This window comes from Azospirillum formosense (assembly GCF_013340925.1).
GTDB classification, from domain to species: Bacteria; Pseudomonadota; Alphaproteobacteria; order Azospirillales; family Azospirillaceae; genus Azospirillum; species Azospirillum formosense.
In genome coordinates, this window is record NZ_WHOR01000225.1 from 1 (window position 1) to 9,573 (window position 9,573).

Annotated in this window: 13 protein-coding genes and 1 other RNA gene; 7 read left to right on the forward strand and 7 right to left on the reverse strand. The window is 68.7% G+C overall.

Annotated features, from left to right (window positions below; translation table 11 throughout):
* Positions 1 to 98 precede the first annotated feature (98 nt).
* Entirely contained in the window at positions 99 to 1,079 is a 981-nt protein-coding gene (locus tag GBZ26_RS22490; RefSeq protein ID WP_174440767.1) for an ABC transporter substrate-binding protein, read from the reverse strand.
* An 80-nt stretch (positions 1,080 to 1,159) separates the two neighbouring features.
* Here GBZ26_RS22490 and GBZ26_RS22495 point away from each other — a divergent pair, with 80 nt between their 5' ends.
* On the forward strand, positions 1,160 to 1,363 hold the full coding sequence (locus tag GBZ26_RS22495; protein WP_174440768.1) for a hypothetical protein: 204 nt from the start codon (positions 1,160 to 1,162) through the stop codon (positions 1,361 to 1,363).
* Positions 1,364 to 1,423: 60 nt separating this feature from the next.
* Positions 1,424 to 1,828 carry a DUF983 domain-containing protein gene (locus GBZ26_RS22500; RefSeq protein WP_174440769.1) on the forward strand — a complete coding sequence of 135 codons (405 nt, stop codon included), beginning with the start codon at positions 1,424 to 1,426 and terminating at the stop codon, positions 1,826 to 1,828.
* Between the two features lie 3 nt (positions 1,829 to 1,831).
* Here the strand turns inward: GBZ26_RS22500 and GBZ26_RS22505 are convergent, their stop codons facing one another.
* Both GBZ26_RS22505 and thyX read right to left on the reverse strand, forming a co-directional pair.
* Positions 1,832 to 3,742 (reverse strand): O-linked N-acetylglucosamine transferase, SPINDLY family protein, encoded by a 1,911-nt coding sequence (locus GBZ26_RS22505; protein ID WP_174440770.1) that lies wholly within the window; start codon positions 3,740 to 3,742, stop codon positions 1,832 to 1,834.
* Positions 3,743 to 3,774: 32 nt separating this feature from the next.
* Complete coding sequence (gene thyX, locus GBZ26_RS22510) at positions 3,775 to 4,713, reverse strand: FAD-dependent thymidylate synthase (protein WP_174440771.1); 939 nt, start codon at positions 4,711 to 4,713, stop codon at positions 3,775 to 3,777.
* 96 nt (positions 4,714 to 4,809) lie between these two features.
* Between thyX and ssrA the strand changes: the two genes are divergently transcribed.
* The 3 genes from ssrA (at position 4,810) to GBZ26_RS22525 (ending at position 6,189) form a co-directional block, all read left to right on the forward strand.
* Positions 4,810 to 5,186: a transfer-messenger RNA gene (gene ssrA / locus GBZ26_RS22515) on the forward strand.
* A gap of 31 nt (positions 5,187 to 5,217) precedes the next feature.
* Complete coding sequence (locus tag GBZ26_RS22520) at positions 5,218 to 5,787, forward strand: SspB family protein (protein WP_174440772.1); 570 nt, start codon at positions 5,218 to 5,220, stop codon at positions 5,785 to 5,787.
* Between the two features lie 24 nt (positions 5,788 to 5,811).
* Positions 5,812 to 6,189, forward strand: coding sequence for a TfoX/Sxy family protein (locus GBZ26_RS22525; protein ID WP_174440773.1), 378 nt, complete (start codon positions 5,812 to 5,814; stop codon positions 6,187 to 6,189).
* 4 nt (positions 6,190 to 6,193) lie between these two features.
* Here the strand turns inward: GBZ26_RS22525 and GBZ26_RS22530 are convergent, their stop codons facing one another.
* Entirely contained in the window at positions 6,194 to 6,901 is a 708-nt protein-coding gene (locus tag GBZ26_RS22530; protein WP_174440774.1) for a COQ9 family protein, read from the reverse strand.
* Position 6,902: 1 nt separating this feature from the next.
* Positions 6,903 to 7,445: a peptide deformylase gene (gene def / locus GBZ26_RS22535; protein ID WP_174440775.1), complete on the reverse strand. Its 543-nt coding sequence runs from the start codon at positions 7,443 to 7,445 to the stop codon at positions 6,903 to 6,905.
* 216 nt (positions 7,446 to 7,661) lie between these two features.
* Here def and rpsU point away from each other — a divergent pair, with 216 nt between their 5' ends.
* Both rpsU and panB read left to right on the forward strand, forming a co-directional pair.
* A complete protein-coding gene (gene rpsU, locus GBZ26_RS30735) occupies positions 7,662 to 7,865 on the forward strand; it encodes a 30S ribosomal protein S21 (protein ID WP_012974546.1) in 204 nt (67 codons plus the stop codon).
* A gap of 208 nt (positions 7,866 to 8,073) precedes the next feature.
* On the forward strand, positions 8,074 to 8,898 hold the full coding sequence (gene panB, locus GBZ26_RS22545) for a 3-methyl-2-oxobutanoate hydroxymethyltransferase (protein ID WP_174440776.1): 825 nt from the start codon (positions 8,074 to 8,076) through the stop codon (positions 8,896 to 8,898).
* A 70-nt stretch (positions 8,899 to 8,968) separates the two neighbouring features.
* On the opposite strand, the gene GBZ26_RS22550 is transcribed toward panB, so the two are convergent.
* Together GBZ26_RS22550 and GBZ26_RS22555 are read right to left on the reverse strand one after the other, a co-directional pair.
* Positions 8,969 to 9,256 (reverse strand): DUF1330 domain-containing protein, encoded by a 288-nt coding sequence (locus GBZ26_RS22550; RefSeq protein WP_145702043.1) that lies wholly within the window; start codon positions 9,254 to 9,256, stop codon positions 8,969 to 8,971.
* Between the two features lie 96 nt (positions 9,257 to 9,352).
* A partial coding sequence (locus tag GBZ26_RS22555; RefSeq protein WP_174440777.1) for an NAD(P)(+) transhydrogenase (Re/Si-specific) subunit beta occupies positions 9,353 to 9,573 on the reverse strand: 221 nt, incomplete at its 5' end.

Sequence of the window (9,573 nt, forward strand, 5' to 3'; positions counted from 1 at the left end):
GGGAGGGCTTTCTCCTCCCCCTGCGCAGCGGGGGGAGGTCGGGAGGGGGGCCCTCCGCAACCACTTCCCCTCAATAAAACAACTTGCTGCGAAACGGTTTACTGCCCGACCACCTTGGTCGCGCGCTGGGTCACCGCTTCGGGGATGGTCACGCCCATCGCCGCCGCGGATTTCGGGTTCACGAACAGGTCGGTGCCCTTGGCGAAGGTCACCGGAACGTCGCCCGGCTTCTCGCCCTTCAGGATGCGGACCACGACCTCACCGGTCTGGCGGCCGACCTGCCGGTAGTCGAAGCCGATGGACGCCACGGTGCCGCGCGCCACGCTGTCGGTGTCGGCGGAGAAGACCGGCAGCTTGGCCTGCTGGCCCACCGCGACGACGCTCTCCAGCGCCGAGACGACCGTGTTGTCCAGCGGCACGTAGATCGCGTCGGCCTTGCCGACGAGGCTGCGGGCGGCGGGCTGGGCGTCGGCGGACTTGGTGGCGGTCGCCTCGACCACGGTCAGTCCGGCCTTCTGCGCCTCGTCCTTCAGCGCCTTGACCAGAGAAACGGAGTTCGGCTCGCCGGCGTTGTAGAGGACGCCGAGACGCTTGACCGACGGCACGATCTCGCGGATCAGCGCGACATGCTCGGCCACCGGGGCCATGTCCGACACGCCGGTGACGTTGGCGCCCGGCTTGTCCAGGCTGCGGACGAGCTGCGCGCCGACCGGGTCGGTCACCGCGGTGAAGACCACCGGAATGTCGCGGGTCGAGGCGACGACGGCCTGGGCGGACGGGGTGGAGATCGGAACGATCACGTCCGGACGGGCGCCGGCGAACTGGCGGGCGATCTGCGCGGCGGTTGCAGGGTTGCCCTGGGCGCTCTGATACTCGACCTTCAGGGTGTCACCCGGCGTGTAGCCCGCGGCCTTCAGCGCCTCGATCACGCCGTCGCGCGTGGCGTCCAGCGCCGGATGCTCGACGATGGCGGTGATCGCGACGGTCTTGGTCTGGGCGAAGGCGGCGGCGCTGGTCAGCGCAACGACAGCCGTGGTGGCCGCCGTGGCGGCGGCGAGAAACAGGCGGGTGATCGTCATGGCTCCAGGCTCCCGGAGGGGGTTTGTGCATCCCGTAGACGCCCAGGGGCCGGTCCGTCAACTGCCGGAGCAGGAATCCGATGAGCGAAGACCCGCGCGACGCCCGACTCCAAGCCCGAATTCAAGCCCTCGAATCCGCCATCGCCGACATCGAGGCGGAGGCCCGCGCCGCCGCGCACGCGCTGTGCGCCCATGAACTTCAGATGCGGCTGGAGAACATCGCCCGCCGCGTGGAGGCCCTGCGCGCGGCGCAACCCCGGGGTGCGGGCGACGGAACGGCGTGACGATCGGTCGCTCCCTCCCCATATGAGGCCCTTCGGGGAGCGGAACGCAGGGGAACGGTCATGACGGCGGAAGACAGGGCGGCGGCAGTCGGAGCGGAAGACGGCACGCGGTCGAAGACGACGGCGGCGCTGCGCGGGCTGATGGGGCAATGCCCGGCCTGCGGACGCGGGCGCCTGCTGCGGAACTACCTGAAGCCGGTCGATCATTGCGCCCATTGCGGCGAGGCGTTCGGCCATTTGCGCGCCGACGACGCCCCGCCCTGGATGACCATCCTGATCGTCGGCCACATCATCATCCCGGCCGTCCTGTCGGTCGAGCAGAGCTACGAGCCGGCGACCTGGGTGCATCTCACCATCTGGCCGTTACTGACGCTGCTGCTGACCGGCCTGCTGCTGCCGCGCTGCAAGGGCGTGGTGCTGGGGCTGCTGTGGAGCACCGGCGCGCCGGGGTCGGAGCGCGCCTGATCCTCAATCGAAGCTAAGCGAGAAGCTCGCGCGCCCCTGCCCGGCCTGGAAGCGCTGCCACATCACGCCGAAGGCAGCTTCCAGCGCGCGGGTGAAGCGCACGCCGTTCAGCGCCGGGGACGCCGCCAGCCGGTCCCGCAGCCCGCAGCGCAGGGCCGCCAGCCCCGCCGGGTCGGCCACCAGCGCCGCCGCCTTGGCGACGTAGCCGTCCGGCCCCTCGGCCACCAGATCGGACAACCCCGCCGAGGCGAGGTGCGTCACCGAATGGCGGGCGCAGAAGCGGTCGCCGCCCAGCGTCACCACCGGCACGCCCATCCACAGCGCCTCCAGGGTCGTAAGGCCGCCGGAATAGGGGAACGGGTCGAGCGCCACATCGACCTCCCCGTAGCCGGCCAGGAAGTCCCGGTGCGGCGCCCCGCCCCGCAAATCCACCCGCGCCGGGTCGAGCCCGGCCCGGTCGAACAGGGCCAGCGTGCGCGCGGCGGTCCCGGCGTCGTCCAGCCCCGGCGTGCGCAACAGCAGGCGGGAACCGGGGACGGCGCCCAGCACGCGCGCCCACAGCGCCGCGACCTCGGCGTTCAGCTTGGGCAGGGCGTTGAAGGACCCGAAGGTGGCATGGCCGCGGGTCGCCAGCGGCAGCGGTGCGACCGGCGGCGCGTCCTCGGGCGGCGCCCAGGGGACATAGGCGTCGGGCATGCGCACGATCCCCTCGATGCACCAGCCGTCCGATCCCGACGGGCTCTGCCGCGAATCGGAAATCAGATAGTCCATGGCCGGCAGGCCGGTGGTGCCGACATAGCCCGCCCAGGTCGCCTGCACCGGCGCCGCCCGCCGCGCGAAGACCGGCAGGCGGTTGCCGAAGGTGTGCCCGGCCAGATCGACCAGGATGTGGATGCCGTCCGCCCGGATGCGCTGGGCCAAGGCCTCGTCGTCCAGGCCGGTGGTCCAGACCCAGTGGTCGGCGTGGGCCATCAGACGCTCGGTCTTCCAGTCCGGGTTGGCGGTGTTGGCGTAGCACACGACCTCGAAGGCCGTGCGGTCGTGGTTCGCCAGCACCGGCTCCAGGAAGAAGCCCACGGGATGGGCGCGGAAGTCCGGCGAGACATAGCCGATGCGCATCTTCGGCGCCGGAGCGGCCACCGCGGGCGCCGGACCGTCGGGGTACCGGGCGCCCCAGTCCGCATGGGCCTGGGCGATGGCCGGCATGGTCAGCCCCGGCGCGTACTGCATCAGATAGAGGCGCGAGGCGTGCAGCGAATCGACGTTGCCATGCTGCGCCACCACGGCGTCGATCTCCGCCAGGGCCTCGTCCGCCCGGCCCTGCATGGCGAGCACGCGGGTGGCGCGATTCGCCCGCACCTCCGCCCGGCCCGGCGCGAGGGCAAGCGCCGCCCCATAGGCGTCGTCGGCCTCGCCCAGCCGGTTCATCTCGGCCAGCGCGTTGCCGAGGTTGTAGGGGTGCGCCCAGTTCGCCGGATCGAGCCGCCCGGCACGACCGTAGAGCGTCACCGCCTCCGCCCGCCGCGCCTGGGCGCGCAGCAGCACGCCCAGATTGGCGACGGCCGCCAGGGTCTTCGGGTTCAGCGCGATGGCGCGGCGGAAGAAGGCCTCCGCGCGCGCCGAATCGCCGGCCCGGCGCACCGCCTCCGCCATGGTGAGCAGCCCGTCCATCGCCATCTCCAGCGACGGATCGAGGTTCAGAGCCCCGGCGTAGGCGTTGGCCGCCCCGGCGACGTCGCCCAGGCTTTCCATCACCAGCCCGTAGTTGGCCCACCAGACGGGGACCGAGGGGTAGGCGGCGATGGCCCGCCCGATCAGCTCCAAGGCCTCGTCGAACCGCCCGGCCTGCGCCGCGACGAGGCCCTGGCGGTGAAGTCCATCGGCCTCGTGCGGAGTCATCGGGGGCGGCGTCATGACGTTTGGTCCTTGCAGAGTTGGAACGGGCGTTACTCGGCGCGGCCGAGCTGGTCCATCAGCTCCCGCCACTCGCGCTTGGACAGGCCGCTGGCCTCCTGGGTCACGGCCTCGCCGGAGAGCAGGCGCTTCACGACCTCCAGCCCGGTCTTCGACATGTGGGTGCCGCCCAGCCGGTACTCGCTGAAGGCGTCGAACACGGCCGGGACCCAGCGCTTCACCACGTCCAGCATGGCCTCGGCGTAGACGCGGATCTCGTACTGGGCGTGCGGGTCGGCGCGCAGGCTGAGGAAATGCAGGAGGTTGTGGAGATCGACCTTCCAGTACCACTGGGTGTAGTAGTTCAGCGTCAGGTTCATGCGCGCCAGCTCGCGCGCCAGACCCTGGCGGCCCTCCTCGATGGTGGTGCCGTCCTCGCGCTGGTTCAGCATCTCCTCGTAATGGGCGTAGACCGTCTCCGAATCGTCGCGCAGCAGCTTCATCACCGCCGCCGCCTCGTCGCCCTGAAGGACGTCGCCGCGGCCCTGCCGGTTGACGACGGCCTGGGCGCCCAGGTTCTCGGGCGTCGGGATGTAGAACTCGCGGTCGAGGATGGAGTAGCGCGCGGAGTATTCGTTGACGTTCGCCGTGCGGTGGCGAATCCACTGGCGGGCGACGAAGATCGGCAGCTTGACGTGGAACTTGATCTCGCACATCTCGAACGGGGTCGAGTGGCGGTGGCGCATCAGATACTTGATGAGGCCCGCGTCCTCGGTGACCTTCTTGGTGCCCTTGCCGTAGGACACGCGCGCCGCCTGGACGACGGCCGAATCGTCGCCCATGTAGTCGACGACGCGCACGAAGCCGTGGTCCAGGACCTCCAGCGGCTCGTAGAGGATCTCCTCCAGGGCCGGAACGGTGGCGCGGCGGGTGGTGGCGGTGACGGCGCGCAGGCGGTCGATCTCGGCGCGCTGCTCGGGCGTGATCGGCATGGGTACTCCGGGGACTGAAATTCGGGCGGCACTCTACGTCCGCGAACCCGGACAGTCACCCCCTTCGCAAGGGCCTCCGGTCAGAATCCGCGGCACCCCCTTTCCATATCCGGATGAAGGGCCTATATTGGGTCCGTCGGCAGCAGCCGACTATGGCGATAAACGCCTTGCGGAATAAGCGTTGTGGACCCGGGGGCGGTACCCGGCGCCTCCACCAAACAAACCACCGGTCTCTCGGGCGTTGCCGTAGGGAGCGGGTTCGTTGGGGGCGAAATAGGATCGACACGCGTGGTAAAGGCATGGTCTTCGCCCGGCATGGTTCCGCCGTTATCGGGCCATTGCAATAGTTGCCAACGACAACGTTGCTCCGGTCGCCGTTGCCGCCTAACAGCGGTAACTGACCGAAATCAATCCCCGATGGGTAGCACCTGAGGGTGGGGCCGTGGGCCGCCTAGCAACAGAAGGCCCACACTTACCCGTCTGGCGTTAAGGACCCGCCCAAGAATGCCGAGAGAGCAGTTGCGTTATGACCGCATGGTCGAGGCCGCCCTGCGCGGTGTCGTCCGTGACGCGCTCCGCCAGGTGACGGACCGCGGGCTCCCCGGCGATCATCACTTCTATCTGACCTTCCGGACGGGTTACCCGGGCGTCGACATCCCCGAATATCTGTCGTCCCAGTATCCCAACGAGATGACCATCGTCATCCAGTACCAGTTCTACGGGCTGGAGGCGCTGGACGATCATTTCGAGGTGACGCTGAGCTTCAACAACGTCCATGAGCGGCTGGTGATTCCCTACGCCGCCATCACCACCTTCGCCGATCCGTCGGAGAATTTCGCCCTCCAGTTCCAGCCCGTGGAGCCCGCCGAATCGGCGGAGATCGCCACCATCCCCGCGCGCGAGACGCTGGAGAAGAAGGCTGCGGACGGCAAGGACGGGGCGAAGCCGTCCATCGCGAAGCTCGCCAAGTCGGATATCGGCAAGGTCGACGCCGGCAAGCCCGACTCCGACCGTTCCGGCGAGGAGCCGAAGCGCGGCGAGGTCGTGGCGCTCGACGCCTTCCGCAAAAAATAGGTTTCCACCAACAGGCTTTCCGCCATGGCCACGGTCAGTGAACTCGTCCGTTTCCTGTGCGAGTCGCTGACGCCGTTGGGGGCCATCACCGCCCGCCGCATGTTCGGCGGCTACGCGGTCTATTGCGACGGAATCGTCTTCGCGCTGGTCGCCCGCAACATCCTCTATTTCAAGACCGACGACGGCAACCGCGCGGAGTACGAGGCGCTGGGCCTGCGCCCCTTCAAGCCCTTCGACGACAAGGCGACGGTGCTGCCCTACTTCCCGCCGCCCGACTCGGCGCTGGACGACCCGGACGAGCTTCTGTTCTGGGCCCGCCCGGCCCTGGCGGCGGCGATCCGCACCGCCGCCGTCAAGAAGCCCTCCCGCAGGAAAGCCGTCCTTAAGAAGGCCGGGGCCTGAGCCGTCAGATGTTCTCCGCCATATGGGCGGAGGCGGTGTCCACCGGAGCGGCGCCGGTGCGCTGGCGGATCTGACGGGCGAAGCGCGCCGGACTCGGCAGATGGCTGAGCAGACGGCCGGCGCGCCCCATGGCGGACATCGCCTTGCCCATGCTCATCACGTCGCCGAGCCGACGGTCCACGAAGGCCCAGGTCTCGGCATGGCCCTCCGACCGGTCGTCCAGCCAGTAGAAGGTCGCTGAGCTGAGCACCGCGGCCAGCGTGGCGCGCTTGGTGTAGTGGTTGAAATCGGTGGCCGTGTCGCCCGCCGCGAACCACATGGCGTCGACCGTGCGGTAGAGCATGGTCAGCCCCATGCCGATGTTCTGCGGCATGGCGAGATAGGCGAGCAGCCGGCGCTTGGCCTCCATGTGCGGTTCCAGCACCTCGAAATGGGTGCGGATGGCGAGCGCGATCTTCTCGCCCACCCTCATCTCGTCGAGCGGGTGCTTGTCCAGCTCCGCCAGCATGCGGCGGTCGGTCCAGGCGCCGAAATGCTCGACCAGTTCCGGCACGCCGCCGGGGAAGGCGCGGTGCATGGTCGCTGTGTCGTAGCCGGCCATCTGCGCGCCGTCGCGCAGCGCCTGCTGGCTCCAGCCGTCGAACACGATGTTGGGAAGGGTGGACAGCAGGATCTCGTCCCGCACCGCGTCCATGTCCAGGGCCGCATCCATGTCAGTCTCTCCCCTCCTGTTGTTCCAGCGCCTCGGTCACGTGATGCGCCTCGTCGGTGAAGGCCAGATAGCGCAGATCGGTCATCCGGTCGATGTAAAGCACGCCGTCCAGGTGATCGCACTCGTGCTGGATGACGCGGGCGTGGAACCCCGACGCCTCGCGCTCGATGGGTTCGCCGTCCAGCCCGACGCCGCGGTAGCGGATGCGCGCGAATCGCGGGACGACGCCGCGCAGCTCGGGAATCGACAGGCAGCCCTCCATCCCATGCTCCAGTCCGCCGTCCAGCGGCTCGATCACCGGGTTGATGAGCACGGTCGGCTCCACCGATTCGCCGCCGGAGCGCAGGGCGGGAACGCGGAACACGATCATGCGCAGCGATTCGTGCACCTGCGGGGCCGCCAGCCCGACTCCGGGCGCGTCCAGCATGGTGTCGATCATGTCGGACGCCAGCCGCCGGATCTCCGGGGCCGTCGGGTCGGGCACGGGGTCTGCGACCTTGCGCAGCACCGGGTGTCCCATGCGGGCGATCTTCAACAGGGCCATGCCCTATTATCTGGGCGCCGCGGGCCGCCGGGCAACCGTTTTGCCCACGCATTGTCGCAGCGGAACACGCAGGGTTGGAAGACTCCGCTTCACAGGCGGCCCCGTCCGTGCTACATAAAGGTCCACACAAGGGGTGCGCCCGAAAGCGCATGCCTGTCGCATGCCTGTTTGTTGCTTCATGGCAACTCGGCTCACTTGATAAAGGTGACGGTTAACGTGCAAGTTCTGGTCCGAGACAACAACGTCGATCAGGCCCTCCGCGCGCTGAAGAAGAAGATGCAGCGCGAGGGCATTTTCCGGGAAATGAAGCTGCGCCGGAACTACGAGAAGCCCTCGGAGAAGCGCGCGCGTGAGAAGGCTGAAGCGGTGCGTCGCACCCGCAAGCTGCTCCGCAAGCGTATGGAGCGCGAGGGCTATTAATCCTCAGGCGCGTTTCGCGCCGGATTGACAGGCGCGCTTCGGCGCGCCGGGCATCCAAGCGCGTTCGCGCGCTTGCCCCTCTTGTGTCCTGCACCTGCCGCCCCGCGTCTGCGCGTGGGCGGTTTTGGTGCATCTGCGGTCCGCTTCGCCGCACAGGAACGTCTGCCAAGAAAATAGTCTGCCAAAAAATACAAGGGGAGGGTCGCCAATGAGCGCATCCAAGGACACTCCGCGCGTTTCCGTGCCGGCATTGCGCGCGCGCAAGGGCGGGGAGCCGATCGTCTGCCTGACCGCCTACACGACTCCGGTCGCCCGCCTGCTCGACCCGCACGTCGACCTGCTGCTGGTCGGCGACTCGCTGGGCATGGTGGTCTACGGCTTCGACAGCACGCTGCCCGTCACGCTCGACATGATGATCGCCCATGGCGCCGCCGTGGTGCGCGGCTCGCGCCACGCCTGCGTGGTGGTCGACCTGCCCTTCGGCAGCTACCAGGAGAGCCCCCAGGTGGCCTTCCGCAACGCCGCCCGCGTCATGGCGGAGAGCGGCGCCCAGGCGGTGAAGGTGGAAGGCGGGCTGGAGATGGCCGAGACGGTGGCCTACCTGACCACCCGCGGCATCCCGGTGATGGGCCATGTCGGGCTGCTGCCGCAGTCGGTCAACGCGCTCGGCGGCTACAAGGCGGTGGGCCGCAATCCGGAAGCGGCGGAGCGAATCCGCGCCGACGCCCGCGCCATCGCCGAGGCCGGCGCCTTCTCCCTGGTCATCGAGGGCACGATGGAGTCGCTGGCCCGCCAGATCACCGAGGATGTGAGCATCCCGACCATTGGCATCGGCGCGTCCCCCGCCTGCGACGGGCAGGTCCTGGTGTCCGACGACATGTTCGGCCTGTTCGGCGAGTTCCAGCCCAAGTTCGTGAAGCGCTACGCCCAGCTCGGCACCGCCATCGGCGAAGCCGCCGCGACCTACGCCGCCGAGGTCAAGGCCCGCAGCTTCCCCGGTCCGGAGCATTGCTTCGGCATCAAGAAGGCGTAAGGGCACCCTCCCCTCCCTGAAAGAAAAAGCCGTGCGGCTCCGCACGGCTTTTTTCTTGTTCCGGAGAGCGTCAGGCGCCATCCACCACGATCATGCGGAAGTCGGCGGCATCCTTCCGGGCCTCGCGCGCCTCGCGGTACTCGGGGCTGTCGTAGAAGGCCTTGGCGGCGGCGTAGTCCGGGAATTCCAGGATGACCACGCGGTTGGGCTGCCAGCCGCCTTCCAGTTCCTCCGCCTGCCCGCCGCGGGCGATGAAGCGTCCGCCATTCGTGGCGACCGCGTTCGGGGTCAGCTTCTTGTAGTTTTCGTAGGCCGCGGGATTCGTCACGTTCACGTCGGCGATGATGTAGGCGGGCATGGCGTCCTCTCTCCGTTTCTTGTGATGGCAAAAAAGAACCCCCGGGGCGCGCCGGCCCCGGGGGTTCATCCTACTCCACAGCCGTGACGCCGCGGGTTACTCCATCGACTTCACGACCTCTTCGGTGACCTTCTTTGCGTCGCCGAACAGCATCATGGTGTTGGGGCGGAAGAACAGCTCGTTCTCGACACCGGCGTAGCCGGCGGCCATGCCGCGCTTGATGAAGAACACCGTCTTGGCCTTCTCGACGTCGAGGATCGGCATGCCGTAGATCGGCGACTGCGGATCGGTCTTGGCCGCCGGGTTGGTCACGTCGT

Coding starts and splice junctions, on each gene's coding strand:
- GBZ26_RS22495 (WP_174440768.1), top strand. CDS start 1,160: ATGAGCGAAGACCCGCGCGACGCCCGACTCCAAGCCCGAATTCAAGCC.
- GBZ26_RS22500 (WP_174440769.1), top strand. CDS start 1,424: ATGACGGCGGAAGACAGGGCGGCGGCAGTCGGAGCGGAAGACGGCACG.
- def (WP_174440775.1), bottom strand. CDS start 7,445: ATGGCCCTGTTGAAGATCGCCCGCATGGGACACCCGGTGCTGCGCAAG.
- GBZ26_RS22530 (WP_174440774.1), bottom strand. CDS start 6,901: ATGGATGCGGCCCTGGACATGGACGCGGTGCGGGACGAGATCCTGCTG.
- GBZ26_RS22505 (WP_174440770.1), bottom strand. CDS start 3,742: ATGACGCCGCCCCCGATGACTCCGCACGAGGCCGATGGACTTCACCGC.
- thyX (WP_174440771.1), bottom strand. CDS start 4,713: ATGCCGATCACGCCCGAGCAGCGCGCCGAGATCGACCGCCTGCGCGCC.
- GBZ26_RS22550 (WP_145702043.1), bottom strand. CDS start 9,256: ATGCCCGCCTACATCATCGCCGACGTGAACGTGACGAATCCCGCGGCC.
- GBZ26_RS22520 (WP_174440772.1), top strand. CDS start 5,218: ATGCCGAGAGAGCAGTTGCGTTATGACCGCATGGTCGAGGCCGCCCTG.
- panB (WP_174440776.1), top strand. CDS start 8,074: ATGAGCGCATCCAAGGACACTCCGCGCGTTTCCGTGCCGGCATTGCGC.
- GBZ26_RS22490 (WP_174440767.1), bottom strand. CDS start 1,079: ATGACGATCACCCGCCTGTTTCTCGCCGCCGCCACGGCGGCCACCACG.
- GBZ26_RS22525 (WP_174440773.1), top strand. CDS start 5,812: ATGGCCACGGTCAGTGAACTCGTCCGTTTCCTGTGCGAGTCGCTGACG.